An 18,403-nucleotide genomic window follows, 5' to 3' on the forward strand; every position below is an offset into this window, starting at 1 on the left:
TNTTTTTTNNAAATATTTGCAATTTTTTAACAAGTAATGCAAGAAGTCTACTGTTTATTATCTTATTAATAATTAATGTTAAAGCGGAAAGTGACCGCCTTTAAACTCTCTGGGATATTCCCACCTACTTGTAATGCTAATTTAATATCAAGGACCGTAAAAAGACTATAACGAGTTTCATCATTAGCAAGAAGGGTATTAAATCATTCAAGGAATGTGCCAGCACTACTATGATAATTATTAACTGGGGTAAATGTTGTTTGATAATCCTTTTTGAAAGTTGTTTCATATTGTGCTTTTGAAATACCATTAATAATATTTAATTTATTTCCTGCTACTTGGGCAATATTTTTGATAAACGCTCATGTTTGGTCAATAATTTGATTCATCAACATTGTTTCAAATGCCTTTTGATCAAGACTAATATTTCTTACATCAATATTAATTTGATTTAGTGTTGTTGTTGCTCCATATAAGTTAGCACTTCAATATTTTGTAAATAATGTATTTCGTTTTTGAGGATCATCAATGGTATACGCATCAACATTTCCTGGATGAACTAAATTAGTGACTGAGTGTAATGATGGTTGGTCAATTGTAACAAATTCTGTTCCTGGCACAGAATTACCAAGAAAATCAATTACTAAATTTTTATTTTCTTGAATTGTTCGTTTAATGACAGTATAATCACTTTTTTCAATAAAACCATATGATTGAAATGGTAAAATATTTCAATCATAAACCCATTTATATTTTGAATCATTAGGATTGCTCAAAACATCACGTTGTAAATCTTTAACAGCAGTTGCTAGTGTCTCTTTCCCGCTTAAGACATCTGTTACCTGATTGCGTAAACGATTACCAATGATATTTTGAACTGTTTCATCTTTTGGCAAGAACATAAAATAAAATTGTTCTGGTTTAGTGACGTCTAATCGTTTCGGTTGAATTAATTGATATCAATCTTTTCAATCATTTGGTACTAAATCTTCGGGTAAAACTAACCCCCGGTTTTCTGATGTTTCTAAAACATTAATTAAGAAAATTAATAATTGCGGAATGTATTGACCTCCAATATTAATGTCTTTTTTTGCTAGTGATCCGCTAAAATCAGGATTATTTTGTTGTGCTGATTGAATCACTCGATTCATATCAAACATATAGCCAACACTATCAAAAAATACCCCTGGTAAAATTTGATCTTGTGGATTAACACTTGAAATAGCAAAATTACTGTATGGATTATAATCACCAATAAATTCTTTATCTGTCCCTTTATTTTCGTTGTAAAAAGCAGCAAATTTTGTTTTATAAGCCGCATAAACTTCATCATCTAAAGTTAAACTATTATTGCTTCCATTTAACATAATATTATTTGCTTGACTACCAAGAATTTTTGTCTGATTTTCTCAAATTGTTGGGTCAGGTTTATCCTTGTTCATTGTTTCTGCTGTTTTAAAATTTAAAAAGTTTGATAAAAATCCTTCAATTCCAACAAAAAGCGTTGGCATTCAAATTAATGTTAATTGTTCTTCACCTTTATATTTAATTTTTAAATACAACATATTTTCCATTAAATTTAACTTATTTTGTTGAACATCAGCAAGTCCTAATGATTTTGTTCCTTGCGGATTAGTGTAAATATTTAAAATTTGAATTTGGTTAACATCACCATATTTTCCTTTAAAAAAGATATTATTCGCAATATACATTTTGGGGGCATTTGCAAAAATATAATTATAAGCATATTCTAATCGTAATGATGTCGTTTGAACTCGTGTTTGTGCAACACCGCCAGTTGTTGAATCAGGTAGCAGTTCATATGTTGCAAAAACAGGAGTTTTTTTAGTATTATCCCGTAGTTCAGTTTTAGCAAAATTAACTTGAAAATAATCCCCTGCCTCAAAGTCTGGTAAAGGACCATCCGTTTGAATTCCCCCATAACTTAAGATTTTCGCTAAAAATGACACCGCAAAATAAGCCGACGGAATTAAAACTGCGATATATAACAATACACAAATTGCCGCAATTCACCCTCTTTTTCGCGAAGCAACAGTAACGTTTTTCGTTAATTTATTAAGTTTATCTCAACTTCCTGGTTTTTTTGCCATTAGTTTCTTCCTTAATTCCCCTTTATATAACCTACGTGCTCTAATATGGACTCATTATAGCAAAATTAAGAATAAATGCAATTAAAGATTAGATTAGATTTTTTACAATTAATTAATAAAAAAAAGTTACTTTTTGTAACTTTAAATATGAATGGCATATCCTTCTAAACCGTGCGCAACTTCCATTAAAACTTCTGATAAAGTTGGATGCGGATGAATCGCTTTTCCAAATTCATGGATTGTTCCTTCTGTTTCCATACAAACAGTAATTTCTGAAATCATATCCGTTGCTGTTGCCGCAATAATATGGGCCCCTAAAATTTCACCGTATTTAGGTTCACATAAAATTTTAACAAACCCATCGGTTTCACCATCTGCTAGTGCTTTTCCATTCGCTGATAACGGAAAATTAAAAGCTTTATAAGCAATTTTATCTTTAATTGCTTGTTCTTCGGTGATTCCAACGGTTGCAACTTCTGGAAATGAATAAATACATGATGGAATGCGATTATAATTCATTTTTTCATTTTTTCCCTTAATATTATCAATTACTAAAAGACCTTGTGATGAAGCAACATGGGCTAACATTGCTCTTCCAACAACATCCCCAATTGCATAAACGCCTGGTAAATTAGTACGACATTGATCATCAACTTCAATATTTTTTCGTTCACCAATTTTTAACCCAATATTTTCAAAACCGGTTGTAACAGGGACACGACCAACTGATACTAAACAATAATCAGTTGCTAACTTAACTTCTTTTCCTTCACTATTATCATAAATGACGGTTTTACCTTTAATTTCTTTAATTTTAACAGATGTTTCAATTTTAACTTTATTTTTAATTAATAGTTTTGTTAATTCTTCACGAATATCTTTATCTAACATTTCTAAAATTGTATCTAAACCTTGTAAAATTGTTACTTCTGTTCCTAAACGACGGTATAAACAAGCAAATTCAATTCCAATAACACCACCACCAATAATTGCCAATTTTTTTGGAATTTTTGGTAATGATAAAGCTTCGGTTGATGAAATAACATAACCATCTTTTTCTGCTTGTTCAAAGCTTGGTAATGGTAAATTACGTGAAACACTTCCTGTTGCAATAATTAAATTTGTACATATATAGCGTTTTCCTGCTACTTCAATTGTGTTTTTATCAATTGCTTTTGCTTCACCCTTAACTAGGTCAACCTTATTTTTTTTCAATAAAAATTCAACCCCTTTTGTTAATTGTGTTACTACTTTTGCTTTGCGTTCTTGCATTTTTACTCAATTTGGGGCAACTTCTGTCATTTTTGAAATATCAATTCCATAAGTATCAGCATGACCAATTAAATCGTAAACTTTACTACTTTTTAATAACGCTTTTGTTGGAATACAACCAACATTTAGACAAACACCACCATAATATTTTTTTTCAATAATTAATGTTTTTAAACCTTCTTGGGCTGCTTTAATTGCCGCAACATATCCACCCGGACCAGCTCCGACAACAATTACATCATATTTATTTTCCATCTCATAACCTCTTCTCTTACAATAATAATAAAGCTGGTGATTCTAATAATTCAGTTACTCGTGCTAAAAAGCGTCCACCATCAGCACCATCAATTAAACGATGATCAATTGTTAATGACAATGGTAAGATTGAACTAACTTCAACTTCATTGTTGCTATTAATAACTGGTGTTTTTTTAATAATTCCAACTCCTAAAATTGCAACTTCTGGGAAGTTAATAACTGGTGTTGCTAGTTCAATTCCAGCTGACCCAAAATTTGTAATTGTGAAAGTTCCCTCTTTCATTTCATCTGGTTTTAATTTACGTTCACGTGTTTTTGATGCTAAATCATTAACCATTTTTGCAATTTGCATGACATTTAATTGATCAACACCTTTCACAACGGGAACCATTAATCCTGTTGGGGTATCAGTTGCCATCCCAATATTATAGTAATCTTTAAAAATAATTTCTTGTTGTTCTTGATCGTATGACGAATTTAAAATTGGAAAATCTTTTAACGCAACGGCACATGCCTTCATAAAGAAGGGCATATAAGTTAATTTAACGCCTTGTTTTTCTGCTTGTCCTTTTAATTGCGTTCTAATTTCAATTAATTTTGTAACATCAATATTTTTCATTAATGTTGTTTCTGCAATAACTGTTTTTGATAATGTCATTTGTTTAGCAATTGCCTTACGAATTGGTGACATTGGTTCACGACGAACAGCTCCCGTTGCCGTAATTTTTGGAATTTCAATTGGCATTGCTGATAATGATGGACCAGTTGGTGCGGCGCTATTACCCTGTGCTAAATCAGCTTTCATAATTTTACCATTTGACCCTGATCCTTGAATTTTTGTTAAATCAATTTTTAAATCAGCCGCCATTTTTCGCACAAGCGGTGTTGATAAAACATTACTGTTATTACCACTATTAATATTATTACTATTTGGTAAATGACGAGGAGCTAAAACAGTATTTGAAATTGGCACAGCACCAACTACCCCGGCTGCTTTTTCTTCTTCTACTGGGGCTGAGGCTGGTTGTGCTGGGGCGGTATCAGTGCTATCTGCACCACCATCATCAATTTCAACCACAACATCACCAACGTAAATTGTGTCACCAACATTCATATTAATCTTGCTAACAACGCCATCACATGGAGAATAAATTTCTGTATTAACTTTATCTGTTTCAACAGCAAACATTTCATCTCCATCTTTAATTTTGTCGCCAACTTTAATCATAATATTAGTAACTTTTCCTTCAGTTAATCCTTCTCCGATATCTGCAAATTTAAATTTAACCATTTTTCTTACAACTCCTCTCTAAAATTGGTAGTTAATTAATTCTTTAATTTTAACAGCAATTTTTTGTACTGATGGTTGATGATAATGTTCTCCACGATCAAACGGAATAATAATATCATAACCTGTTACCCGTCCAGCGGGGGCTCTTAAATATTCAAAACAATTTTCATTAACGGTTGTAATTACTTCTGAGGCAACTGAAAATGAACGAACTGCTTCATGAACAACTAAAATACGACCAGTTTTTTTAACTGATTCAATAACCATATCACGATCTCATGGTTGAATTGTTCGTAAATCAATTAGATCAACATTAACATTGACTCCTTCTTCTTTTAGTTGGGCCAATGCTTTTTCACAGTCACCAACCTGTGCCCCATAAGTAACAATTGTTAAATCATCACCTTCTTGAATTTTATAACCTTCACCAATTGGTAAAGTATAATATTCATCAGGAATTTCTTGTTTAAAGGCACGATAAATTTTTGTTGGTTCTAAAAAGATTACTGGATCTAGTGATTCAACAGCCGCTAATAATAATCCTTTCATATCATATGGACTTGAAGGAATAATCACTTTTAATCCTGGATTATGTGAAAACATTGCTTCCATTGCTTCAGAGTGGTGTTCTAACGCACGAATTCCTCCCCCCATTGGCATACGAACAATTAGGGGACAAGTGAAACGCCCACGTGAACGATTACGCATACGAGCAACATGAGTGAAAAGTTGTTGTAAAGCAGGATATGAAAATCCTTCAAATTGCATTTCAACAATTGGTTTCATCCCATTAATTGCCATTCCAACCGCACTTCCAACTAAAGTTGCCTCAGCAATTGGCGCATCAAAACAACGGTCTTCACCATATTTTTCTTGTAATCCAACTGTTGCTCGAAAAACTCCGCCTTCAAAACCAGCGTCTTCTCCATACACAACAACATTTTGATGTTTTTCCATTGCTAGATCTAAAGCATGTGTTAATGCTTGAATATTATTTACAACTGGCATTAGTGATGTCCTCCTTTACTTGGATATTTTGCAAAGAATGCCTCTGCTTCTTGATATTGTTCTTCTAAAAATTTTGGCATTTCAGCATATGTGTAAGCAAAAATATCACGAATTGAAACATTATTGTTTTCTTCAACTCAAGCAAATTCACCTTTAATAAATTTATCCTGCTCAGCATCTAATGCTTCTTGTTCTTTTTCTGATCATTTTTTCTTTGCAATTAAGTATGCTTTTAAACGAATTAGAGGATCTTTTTTTAAGGCTTCTTCGTGTAATTTTTCATCACGATAAACTTTTGGGTCATCAGCTGATGAGTGAGCTCCTAAACGATATGTATTACATTCAATTAATGATGGTCCTTTGCCCTTACGAGCAAGACTAATTGCTTCTTGAACGGCACCATAAACAGCAAAAAAATCATTTCCATCAACTAAAATATTACGCATTCCAATACCAACTCCTTTAACAGCAAAGTTAATTGCTTTTGTTGCTTTTCGGCGTGGTGTTGAAATAGCATATTGGTTATTTTCAACAATAAAGATCGCTGGAACTTCATGTAATTGCGCAAAGTTAATTGCCTCATAGAATTCTCCTTCTGATGTACCTCCATCACCAGTGGTTGTAATAGCAACACCATCACGTTTATTATACTTTTCGGCAAATGCTAAACCAGTTGCATGGGAATATTGTGTTGCAATTGGAATATTTACTGGCAAAGTATTGATTCCTTCTGGCATTTTACTCCCCATTTCATTTCCACATCAATATAACATAATGTTTCGCATTGGCACACCACTTGCTAATCAAGCAGCATTATTTCGGTAAGCTGAAGAAAATCAATCTTTTCCTTTAATGATTTGCATTCCATATGCTACTTCAGTTGCTTCTTGCCCCGTCGAAGATAAAAATGATAACATTCGCCCTTGACGTTGAATTTTATTTTGAAAATCATCTTGGCGACGAGATAAACACATTAATTTATACGCGGTTAAAACTTCATCATCGCTAATTTTTGGCATCAAGTCTGGTTTAACAATTTTTCCTGTTGCATCCATAATTTGAAGCATTTCATTTTTTAACGAATTAAACTTGTCAAAATACATTTTTAATTCCATCCTTTCTGTTTCTATATAAGTTTTTAATTAAAAATAACATCTAAGATTTCTTGTGTTTCAAATTTCTCTCCAAAAATTTCTTTAATATTAATTTTTAATAATTCTTTTGTAATTTTGTCCGGACTATATTTGCAACCCGTTAGAAGCGTTTCAAGGTGATCTGTTCCACCTGAACCTAAAAAGTCACCATAAAATTTAATATTTGTGATTTTTCCTTCATTAACACTTAAACGAACATCAACAGTTCCTTTTCCTTCATAACGGATTTTATTTTGATAACTAAATTCTGGTGAATTACCAAAATTTCAGTTTCATGTTCGATATTTTTCATCCGCTAATTTATTAGCAGCAGCAATAATATCGGGTGGTAAATCAACCACTGTTGTTCCTTGGGCTAATAGTTCTTTTGTAATAAAATCCATAAACTGATCAATTGTAATATCTGTTTCTAACAATGGGCGAATATTTGTTACTCGCGCTGGAATTGATTTAATTCCTTTTGAAACAATTTTACTCTGATCAACATTCAAATATTTTTGCATCTTGTTTAAATCAACATCAAACAAAAATGTTCCATGATGTAATAAGCGATTTTTATATTTTATTTGAGCATTTCCAGAAATTTTTTTACCATCAATTTCAATATCATTTTTACCAGCAAACTTAGCATTTAAACCAAGCTTTTGTAAAACATTGATAATAGGTTGCAAAATACTTTCATAATTTTTCGCGATTTCATTATCTTTATCAACAATGATGGAAAAACATAGATTTCCATCATCTTGATAAACAGCTCCTCCCCCAGTAATCCGTCTAACAACATTTACTTTATCAGTCTCAACTGCTTGTAAATTAATTTCTTCAATTGTATTTTGGTTACGACCAATTACAATTGTATTCGAGTTTTTTCACAAAAAGAAAATATTGTCCTTAATTTCACTTTTTAAGAGATATTCATCTAAAGCCAAATTAAAATAGACATCCGTAGAAGGATTTTTAAAACAGATCATAGTTATTTTTTAAAGTAATTTAAACCTAATACCTCTAATGCTGGCAAAGTAATAAAGTTATATGGTTTATTAAAGTGTGGCAAGAAGAAAATATCAACTAATGGTAATTCATCAATTGTAACTCCTTTCATAATAGCCAATGAAAACATATACATAACTTCTGTATGATTAGCTACTGAACCAACTTGTGCTCCAATAATTTTTCTTGTTTTTTTATCTCAAAGAATCTTAATTAAAACTTCTTGATAAGATTCCATAAACTCTGGACGATCATTATCGGTAAAAGTAATTTGTTCATAATCAAAACCAAGATCTTTTGCAACTGTTTCTGTTACTCCTGTTGAAGCTAATGCTCAACCAAAAACATTAATTGCATTTGAACCTTGGAATCCTGGTGATGCTAAACCTTCTGGTTTTAAAGCGTTAACAGCAGCAATAACTCCTGTTCGAACAGCATTTGTTGCTAAAGCAATATATGCTGGTGCTTTTTTAGCGTTATCATAAACTTCAACACAATCTCCAATTGCAAAAATATTTGGATCTGAAGTTCTCATATATTGATCAACCATAATTGCGGCATTTTTATCTAAATCAATAACACCATTTAGAATTTCTGTGGAAGGTTTAAATCCAACTGATCAAATTACTAAATCAGCATCATATGAACCTTTATCGGTTACTACTTTTGTTACCTTGTTATTGTTTCCTTCGAATTTAATAACTTTTTCGCCACCACGTAAATTAACGCCTGCTTCCCGCATTGCGTTTTCAACTTTATCAGTAAATGGTTTATCGTAGTAACGTGGCATAATACGATCTAAAATATCAACTAGGGTCACATTTTTTCCTTTTTGGTGAAAAGCATCAACTAATTCAACGCCAATGTATCCTGCTCCACACACAACCACATTTTTAATATTTTTATCATCATTTGCTTTTTTTACCAATTCCCCGTGTTGGTATCATTTAACAATATGAACACCTTCTTGGTTAATACCCTCAATGTTTGGAATAATTGGTCATGAACCAATTGCTAAAATCAATTTGTCATAATTGTCATCAAATTCTTTGCCAGTTTTTAAATCTTTAACACGAATTTTTTGACTTTTATTATCAACTGATAATACTTCATGTTCCATATTTACTTTAATACCTTCACTTTGTAAAATCTCTGGTGAAGCATAAAATAAGCCTTTTGGATCCTTTACCTCTCCTGAAACTCATAATGCAATTCCACATCCCAAAAACGAAATATTGTTGTTTTTATCATAAGTAACAATTTCTGCTTTAGGGTCTAATCTTCTTAGGGTTCTAACAGCAGTTGTCCCCGCATGATTAGTTCCGACTACAATAACTTTCATTTATATTCTCCTTCTCTGTTCTCATAGTATTTTTAGTTTTTTCGATATAACTAACTAAAAAAATGCGCATAGTTATATTTAAAAATGTGGCATCTATTCCTGAAAATTAAATCATACCGTACCTTTATTATATACCTGCCATAAAAAATAGAAAAGAAAAACACACGAAAAAGGTAAGAAAACTGAAAAAATACCAAAATTTTTGAAAAATTTTGGTATTTTTTGACTAGGATATCACTTATTTTTCAAAGTGTTTTAAGAATCAACGTCCTTCAACCGCTAATAAACGTTGTGTTTGCTCATTAACTGACGTTTTTTTTAATTCTTTATCAATTCGATAAATTCGCGCATCTAAATTATCTAAAAATGATAAAATTTCAGCTTCTAGTAAATGTGGTTCAACTGGTGACCCATATTCTAAACGACCATGACTAGCTAAAATCATATGCTCTAATAAAATAATCTTCTCAGAATTTAAATCATTAATTTTAGCCATATGGTTTAATTCATTTGCCATAATTGAAATATGACCAATTAATTTTCCTTCTAATGAAAAATCATTAGTTGCTCCACTTGTAATTTCAATAACTTTTCCCAAATCATGTAAAATAACACCACAATATAAAAGTTCAGCATCAATTAACCGATCAGAATATACATTAGCAACATTCTTTGCCATTTTTAACATTGTTAAACTATGTCAAATTAATCCTGATTTAATTTCATGGTGGTTGCGAACTGCTGCTGGTCAAATTTTAAATTGTTCCCCATATTTTGATAAAATTAAAGTCATAATTTCACGATATTCTGTTGTCTGCATTGCTTGCACTGTAGTAATAATTTCATCATACATTACATCAGGTGGAAGTGGTGCTACTTCAATAAAATCTTCTAAGTTAATACTATCATTATCAATAATGTCATAAGTATTAATTTTTGCTTGTAACACTTTTCGATATTCAATAATATTAATATTTACTTTATAACAATTTCCTTTAATTCAACATTCAATATCAGCAGGACGAGCATCTCATAATCGTGCTTCAATTGTTCCTGTGCGGTCTTTTAATGTTATTGACAAATAAGTACTCCCATTTGAAGCAGTTCCTTGTGTTACCTTATCAGCAAGGACCACTAATTCAATATTATTGGTCTCTTTCGTTAAGTCCTTAATATTCATTGTCTTTTTTCCTTTCTAAAAATAAAGAAATGCATAATGAAGAAAAACATCACTTTCTTGTTTTATAACAATAATCCTGGATTTGATAATAAATATGCAACATAATGTACAAACTTACTTGCTTCAGTAATATCAATCACAGCTTCATTATAACCAAGGGTAATTATCATAATATCACGAATTGTAATATCGTTTTTTTCAACAACAACTGGTTTTTTAAAGATAATTCCCATTGCAATTCCAGCAACATTGTCTTCTGGAATGGTAAAAGTTCCCCGCATAATTCCATATTCACCATAATTTACAATTGAAAATGATGCATCTTGATAATCTTTGTCGGTTAATTTATCATTAATAGTTTGTTCAATTAATTTTGTTGCTTTTACCGCAATTTCTTTAATTGATTCATTTTTTAAATTAGATAAAACAGGCATTTTAATCCCCGCATCAATATCAACACTAAAAGCAATATTATAAAATCATTTTAATAAAAGGGCATGTTCTTTACTAATAAATGATGCATTTAAAATTGGGAATTTTTTTAAACCCTCATAAACTGCCTTAATATAAAATGGTAATAATGTTAATTCAAGCTCATTTGATAAATATGCTTCTCGCATGATTGATAATAAACTAACTAATTCACTAACATCAACCTCAACATCAATAAAACTATGAGCAATATTCTTTCTGCTTTCCATAATTACTTTTGCCCGGGTGATTGCTTGATGATTTAATTTAATTTGGTCAGCTTGTAATATTTTACCATTATGGTCAAGAACTGCTTTGTCTGGCATATGTTCTGATGTTTCAACATGTGATTTTGAATGTCCTGCCGAATGTGCTTTTGTTTCAACAGAATGCGAAGCAGATTCACTATGACCACTATGTACCTTTGAATGTGAAGCAGCATGATGTGTTTTTACTTCTTCATCATGTTTTACTTCTTTATGGTGAACCGTAGATGTTGAATGAGACCCAGCATGTGCATGTGGTTTTGGGTGCGAAACAGTTTCTGAACCAGAACTAGCATCTTCATCAACATGAGAGCTCAAATGAGTTACTGGTTTTGAATGCGAAACATGTGTTTTTAAACCTTCAGAGGTGTCAGAATGCAAAACCGGGTGCGTTTCAGAATGAGCAGAATGTCCTTTTACTTCTGTTCGATCTGGAGCAGATTCACTATGACTACTATGGGTCTTTGGATCCGAAACAGAATGATGTGTTTTTACTGGCTCATCATGTTTTACTTCTTTATGATGGATTGTAGACATTGTGTGAGATTCTGCATGAGGTTTTGGTTCTCTATGATGAACAACAGATTCTGAATGATGAGGATGGGATTCGGAAGGTCCATTATCATGTTGTTTTGTTGAAACTACGTCTGTTACCCTTAAAACATCATGTCCTAACTTTGAATCAGTCTTCATTTCATCAATATTTGAGGCAGATAAAGCAATATCTTCTCCCAACTCTTCTAATGTTAAATCTTCACTAAAATAAATTGTTTCGGGATTATCATCATCTAAAATTAATTCTTTTTCATTACTTTCTTGATTTAACTCTTCTTGAATATCTGTATACATACGGTGAATCAACGTATTTGATATTTCATCATAGTTTTGCGTTTTTTCTTTCATTTCTGCTGATAATGCTAAGTCTCGTTCTAAATGTGCAATATCTTCAATAATTTCTTCTTGAATATTAATTGTTTCTAAATCATCTTTAACTGTTGTTAAATTGTCTTTTAATTGGCCAAGATCCTTTTTCAAGGTTTCAATATTATTTTCATTTGGAATATTTTCAATAACATTTTCAACTTTATCTTTTAATAAAAATGATGTTGTACTAACATTATCTTGAAATAAATTTTGTTTCTCTTGTTGCGGTGTTGTTCCTTCTGAGTTTAGCTCAATTGTCGGTTCAAAATCATTTTTAGGGTTTTCACCGGTAACTTCACGAGCTAATAATGTTTCAATTAATTCTTCACGAAAAATTTCAGTTTCTGATTTTTTAATATCAATTGATGGATTATTAGCTGCATTATATCTTGATGAACCAAGAAAAGAACTAGTATTATAATCTTGACTAGTTTCATATTTTTGGTCATTAAGAGCGGGTTCTAGTGGCACAATTTCTAATAAAACATCGCCACTATTAATAACTTTATTTTCATAAGCAATAAGATTTTGTACTTCACCAGCTTCTGGCGTTTTTATTTCATATACTTTATTTTGAGTGATGACATTAACGATTTTATCTCCTGCTTGCACCTTTTGTTGATTTTTAGCAAAAAGTTTATCGATAATACCTTTACGATTGTCATCAGCTTCAAATATAATCTTTGCCATTTAGTAACCCCCTATTTTCTAAATATATCTTAGCATACTTTTAAGTATTTAAATAATTAGTTTCTAATTCTTGATACATTGCTTCCATTTTTGCTTTTGCTTGTTCATTTGTTTTATCAACACAAACAAAGTAAAACTTAATTTTTGGTTCTGTCCCACTTGCCCGAACAGCAAATCAACTACCATCTTCAAAATAAAATTTTAGTAAATCTTGTCCTGGCATATTATATAACCCGTTTAGATAATCTTCCTTTTTAATACATTTAATTCCGTTTAAACTAGCAATCTCTTCTTGTCGCAATTTTTGCAACATCCTCTTAATAATTGTCTTTCCATCAACACTATCACGAACCAAATTAACGGTATTACAGTAAAAATATCCAAATTTATCATATTGTTCAACTAAGACATCAAAAAGTGTTTTTCCTTGTTGGTGATAATATCAACAAGCTTCAGCTAATACCACCGATGATTGAATTCCATCTTTATCACGAGTAATATCTTTTAAAACATAACCATATGCTTCTTCAAAACCAAATAAAAACTGAACTCCGTTGCTATCTGCTTTACTCATTTGATCACCAATTCATTTAAAACCAGTTAATGTTTTAATAACCTTAACACCATAACTTTCAGCAACTTTATCTGATAAATTACCGGTGACAAAAGTATTATATAATACACCATTTTGAGGTAGTGTGTTGCTCTTTTTATAATGTGAAAATAAATATTCAATTAAAACTGGGGCAGTTTCATTCCCTGTCATTAAGTAGTATTCCTTATCCGCAATCTTAACCCCAATTCCCAACCGATCAGCATCTGGATCATTTAAAATAATAACATCCGCATCAACCTTTTTGGCATATTTTAATGCTAAATCATAACATTCAGTTAATTCTGGATTTGGATTAGGCGCAAAAGTAAAATTAGGGTCATTGGCAAATTGTTCTTCAACAATAATAACTTCATATCCACAGTCTTGTAAAATTCGTGGTGTTCAGTCTTTACTTGTGCCATGTAAATTAGAAAAAACAATTTTAATATTACGTTTTTGATTTGGATAAAACTGCATTGCTTTAACATCGGCAATATAATTTTCTTCAATTGTTAAAGAAACATTAGTAATTAAACTTGGATCTGGTTTTAATGTTAAATTAAAAACTTCTTCTTTAATTTTCAAATAATTTGCTCCAATAATATCGGTTGCCACTGGTAAAAATTGGCAACCATTATGATCATAAATCTTATAACCATTGTACTCACGTGAATTATGACTAGCTGTAATAATGACCCCGGCAGCAGCTTTTATTTTACGAACAATATAGGAAACAACTGGTGTTGGTCGTACATCATTATTATTAAATAAAATTGCTTTAATATTATTAGTAGCAAAAATATCAGCAACCTCTTGTGCAAACTCAGTAGAAAAATGACGATTATCATGGCCAATTACGACACCCTTTGTTTTTAAATCAGTTTCTGAATAAATTTTCTTTAAATATTGCATAAATGCCAATGTTGCTCTTCTAATTGTATATAAATTCATTTTGCCCGTTCCAGGACCAAGTAATCCTCGTAACCCAGCTGTTCCAAATTCCAGATCATTCGAAAAAGCAGCAATTAATTCAACCTCAGACATTTGTTGAAATTCAGTTGCTAATGTTGGATCTAAGTTTTTAGCATTTTTCCATAACTTTAAATTATCTAAATATGACATATCAATTCTCCTTTAAAATCACCTTTTTAACAATTTTATTTTATAATATTTATAACAAATTACTAGTAAATCACTATTTATTTTCAATAATGTTATTAATAAAAAATAATCTTCATAAAGAAGATTATTTTAAATTGGTAATTCAAAGTCATAGATTTTTCCCTCAATAATATAAATTAAAGTTTCTGCAATGTTAATAATATGTGTTCCTGCTCGTTCAATTGAACGTAATTGTTGCATTGTTAGTGTAATAACTTTAATTTCTTCTTTAGTTTTTGCTTCTCGGATTTTTTCAATTAATGCATCATTTTCAACTTTATAAAGTTTATCCAATTCAGTATCATATTTTAAAATATTATATGCCGATTCAATTCGTTCTTCTTCAAAAATATTTGATACTTCAGTTAGCATTTCAATAACTTTAGCAACTAATTTTTTTAAAAAATTAATTAATTTAGTTGAGGGTTTATATTTAATATAGTAGCGACAAATACTTTTTGCATAGTCAGCAATCCGTTCAACCTCTTTAACAATTAAGATAAAACCAACTGCTCGTCGCAAATCTTTTGCTACCATTTGTTGTTTTGCAATTTTTCATAATGAAACTTCAATAAAAGCTTCTTGCATTTTATTAATTGTCTCATCAGAAGAAATCACATTTTTCCCAAGTTCAATATCATTTTCCTCAAGACACTTAACCATATCATCATATTGATTTTTTGTCATCGCAATCATATCAATAATCATTTGTTTTGTTTGGGCTAGATCATTTTCAATTTTAACGCTCATCGTTTCCTTTCTTCTCCTTTCTGTCATTATTCAAAACGACCAGTAATATAATCTTCTGTTTTTTTATTAGCCGGACGTGAAAAAATAATCTTAGTTTTATTATATTCAATTAATTTTCCTTTTGCAAAAAAAGCAGTATAATCAGCAACACGTGCTGCTTGTTGCATATGGTGGGTTACTAAAATAATTGTAAAATCTTTTTTCAATTGTGTAATTAATTCTTCAATCTTTGATGTTGATATTGGATCTAACGCACTTGTTGGCTCATCCATTAATAAAATTTTTGGTTTCATCGCAATGGCACGAGCAATACAAAGTCGTTGTTGTTGACCACCTGACAAAGCAAAAGCAGAATCTCTTAAATTATCTTTTACTTCATCTCACAATGCTGCTCGTTTTAAACTTTCAACAACAATACTATTAATAAGTTTTCGATCACGAATCCCTTGGTTTCGTGGTCCATAAGCAACATTATCATAAATGGACATTGGAAATGGTGAAGGTTTTTGAAAAACCATACCAATATCAGTTCTTAATTTGACAATATCTGTTTCAGGACTATAAATATTTTTTCCATTAATTAGAATTTCACCTTTAACAACGGATTTTGGCTCAACATCATTCATTCGATTAAATAATCGTAATAATGTTGATTTCCCCGACCCTGATGAACCAATAAAAGAAGTTACCGTATTTTCTTTAATTTTCATTGAAATGTTAAAAAGGGCTTGTTTATTTCCTTTATAGAAAAAATCAACATGTTTTACTTCAATTAAATCTGGATTATTGTCTGATGAATCAAATGTTGGATTATTAATGATTACTTTCGGATCCATTATTGTTCTCCCTTATTATCATCTTTGTCTTCTTTTGCTGTTTGTTTTTTCTTAGGTCCAATTTTTCTTCAAAAATTAGTAACGTTTTCTTTTTGATGAAGATAGTTTTCTTTTGAAAAGAAAAATTTTAAACTATTAATTCGCATTTTTCACTTCTGCTTAAATCCAATTTTAACATAATTTGGAGCAAATTTTTTCCCTAAAATATGGGCAAAACTATTTGATAACCAAATTAACACCATAATGGCAAAAGCTAATTCAAACATAATCCGCATCGCATCAGCTGTTGCGCCTTCCTTTGATAACATTAAAATTTGCGTTGTCATACTTGCTCCTGGGGACATAAACCCAGCAATTGGCAACCGGACAGCGGTTCCCAATGTTAAATAAACTGGGGCTGACTCCCCAATTACTCGCCCAATTGCTAAGATAATTGCTGTTACAATTCCTGGCATTGCGTTTGGTAAAACAACTTTTAAGGTTGTTGATGTTTTATTTGCCCCTAAAGCTAACGAAGCATTTCGCATTGAATTTTCGACTCCCGCTAAAGCTTCTTCAATACTACGAATCATAATTGGCAAAATAACAATTGTTAAAGTTAATCCTGATGCTAAAACTGATAGGGGCAATCGACAAACACCAATAAAGAATGCTAATCCAAATGTTCCATAAATAATACTTGGTGTTGATGATAAAACATCAATTGCAAAGCGAACTGCTTTGGCAAAAATACTACTTTGACGAGCATATTCATTTAAATAAATCGCAACCATTAAACCTAATGGCACTGCAAAGATCATTGAACAAATAACTAATAACAAGGTGACAAAAAAGGTTGAAAGAATTCCCGCACCGCCATCAAATGTTGAAGTCGAAATTAAGTCGTGCCAAACCATTCCAAATAAACCTTTTCAAATGATAGTAATTAAAATAATTAAGGTAAAAAACACCACAATCACTGTTGATGAAATTAGGAAGAACATTCCTAAACCATCTTTAAATTTTTTAATTCCCCGTGTTTTTTCAATTCGTTCATAAAATAATTTATTAATTTTATTACCATTATATGATTTACTTAAACGTAAACTTTTTGTTGTTTTACGAGTATGATAATTTCGTTTACGCTTATTAAAAGCTTGCGATGAAATAATAAAAATATTAATAATACAAACAATTATAAATAAAACCAAACCAATAGCATATAAAGCTGACTCATGCATTGGTCCCGAGTTTTCTAACATTTCTAACCCAATTGTTGAAGTTAATGTCGCAATTGATGAAAAAATAAAATTAAGAAAACCATTCCCAACTTTTAATCCATCAGGTGCATTCCCGGCAATCATCATAACAGCCATTGTTTCCCCAATAATTCGAGCAACCCCCATCATAATGGCTGTAATAATTTTAAACCATGCTGATCGTAACACAATGCGATAAGTGGTATGTGTTTTACTCAAACCTAATGCTAATGATCCAAACCGATATGAATCGGGAACGTTTTCTAACGCATTTATTGATAAAGAAATCATAATTGGTAAACCCATAAATGCTAACGTAATTGATGTTACCAATAAGTTTGATGTTGATGGTGCTCCCATTAACATAAATAACGGTCCTAAAATAGCTAAGGCAAATAACCCAAAAACAACCGAAGGAATTCCTGCTAGCAATTGAATAATTCCTATCACACGACGTTTAATCGTTGGACTTAAATATTCTGAAATATATAATGAAGAAAAAATTGTTAACGGAATTGCAAAAAGTAACGCAATTAATAAAACAAAGAAAGTAGCAATAACAATTCGTCAAATTCCAAATTGATTATTATTAGCATTTCAGGTTTGACCAGATAAAAATCCTCAAAAACCACCTGGATAATGTTGAAAAAAATAAATTGATTTATAAATAATAAAACCAACTAAAGTTAATAAAATTAAAATTGTTAAAATCGCAAAACTATAAATAATAATTTTAGATCCAAAATCAGTTAATTGTTTTCGACCACGAAAATTATTGGCAAAGCAAATACGTCACATGCGCATTTTTTCCCGCACTGGTTTTCTATCTGCTGTCATAACTTCTTTAACATCTTTATTTGCCATCG

General features: G+C 30.9%; 13 protein-coding genes. All 13 read right to left on the reverse strand.

Annotation, left to right across the window (positions count from 1 at the left end):
* Positions 1 to 65: 65 nt before the first annotated feature.
* The 13 genes from TS70_RS00005 to pstA all read right to left on the reverse strand — a co-directional run bounded on the left by TS70_RS00005 (position 66) and on the right by pstA (position 18,401).
* A complete protein-coding gene (locus TS70_RS00005) occupies positions 66 to 2,111 on the reverse strand; it encodes a hypothetical protein (RefSeq protein WP_198049039.1) in 2,046 nt (681 codons plus the stop codon).
* A gap of 141 nt (positions 2,112 to 2,252) precedes the next feature.
* A complete protein-coding gene (gene lpdA, locus TS70_RS00010) occupies positions 2,253 to 3,638 on the reverse strand; it encodes a dihydrolipoyl dehydrogenase (protein ID WP_198049040.1) in 1,386 nt (461 codons plus the stop codon).
* 16 nt (positions 3,639 to 3,654) lie between these two features.
* A complete protein-coding gene (locus TS70_RS00015) occupies positions 3,655 to 4,932 on the reverse strand; it encodes a dihydrolipoamide acetyltransferase family protein (protein ID WP_040093011.1) in 1,278 nt (425 codons plus the stop codon).
* 18 nt (positions 4,933 to 4,950) lie between these two features.
* A complete protein-coding gene (locus tag TS70_RS00020; RefSeq protein ID WP_198049041.1) occupies positions 4,951 to 5,940 on the reverse strand; it encodes an alpha-ketoacid dehydrogenase subunit beta in 990 nt (329 codons plus the stop codon).
* Positions 5,940 to 7,043: a pyruvate dehydrogenase (acetyl-transferring) E1 component subunit alpha gene (gene pdhA, locus TS70_RS00025; RefSeq protein ID WP_198049042.1), complete on the reverse strand. Its 1,104-nt coding sequence runs from the start codon at positions 7,041 to 7,043 to the stop codon at positions 5,940 to 5,942. Before pdhA ends, TS70_RS00020 begins: the two co-directional genes overlap by 1 nt.
* A gap of 35 nt (positions 7,044 to 7,078) precedes the next feature.
* On the reverse strand, positions 7,079 to 8,065 hold the full coding sequence (locus tag TS70_RS00030; RefSeq protein ID WP_198049043.1) for a lipoate--protein ligase: 987 nt from the start codon (positions 8,063 to 8,065) through the stop codon (positions 7,079 to 7,081).
* A 2-nt stretch (positions 8,066 to 8,067) separates the two neighbouring features.
* On the reverse strand, positions 8,068 to 9,426 hold the full coding sequence (locus TS70_RS00035) for an FAD-dependent oxidoreductase (RefSeq protein WP_198049044.1): 1,359 nt from the start codon (positions 9,424 to 9,426) through the stop codon (positions 8,068 to 8,070).
* A 238-nt stretch (positions 9,427 to 9,664) separates the two neighbouring features.
* Positions 9,665 to 10,606 (reverse strand): 3'-5' exoribonuclease YhaM family protein, encoded by a 942-nt coding sequence (locus TS70_RS08185; protein WP_040093004.1) that lies wholly within the window; start codon positions 10,604 to 10,606, stop codon positions 9,665 to 9,667.
* A 62-nt stretch (positions 10,607 to 10,668) separates the two neighbouring features.
* On the reverse strand, positions 10,669 to 12,957 hold the full coding sequence (locus tag TS70_RS08190) for a 2-oxo acid dehydrogenase subunit E2 (protein WP_241460123.1): 2,289 nt from the start codon (positions 12,955 to 12,957) through the stop codon (positions 10,669 to 10,671).
* A gap of 40 nt (positions 12,958 to 12,997) precedes the next feature.
* Positions 12,998 to 14,674: a phospho-sugar mutase gene (locus TS70_RS00050; RefSeq protein ID WP_040093001.1), complete on the reverse strand. Its 1,677-nt coding sequence runs from the start codon at positions 14,672 to 14,674 to the stop codon at positions 12,998 to 13,000.
* 129 nt (positions 14,675 to 14,803) lie between these two features.
* Complete coding sequence (gene phoU, locus TS70_RS00055) at positions 14,804 to 15,463, reverse strand: phosphate signaling complex protein PhoU (RefSeq protein ID WP_127092788.1); 660 nt, start codon at positions 15,461 to 15,463, stop codon at positions 14,804 to 14,806.
* Between the two features lie 26 nt (positions 15,464 to 15,489).
* Positions 15,490 to 16,299, reverse strand: coding sequence for a phosphate ABC transporter ATP-binding protein PstB (gene pstB, locus TS70_RS00060; RefSeq protein WP_040092998.1), 810 nt, complete (start codon positions 16,297 to 16,299; stop codon positions 15,490 to 15,492).
* Positions 16,299 to 18,401: a phosphate ABC transporter permease PstA gene (gene pstA / locus TS70_RS00065; protein ID WP_198049045.1), complete on the reverse strand. Its 2,103-nt coding sequence runs from the start codon at positions 18,399 to 18,401 to the stop codon at positions 16,299 to 16,301. Before pstA ends, pstB begins: the two co-directional genes overlap by 1 nt.
* Between the last annotated feature and the right edge of the window lie 2 nt (positions 18,402 to 18,403).

It is taken from the genome of Spiroplasma sp. hyd1, assembly GCF_016082235.1.
Taxonomy (GTDB): domain Bacteria; phylum Bacillota_I; class Bacilli_A; order Mycoplasmatales; family Mycoplasmataceae; genus Spiroplasma; species Spiroplasma poulsonii.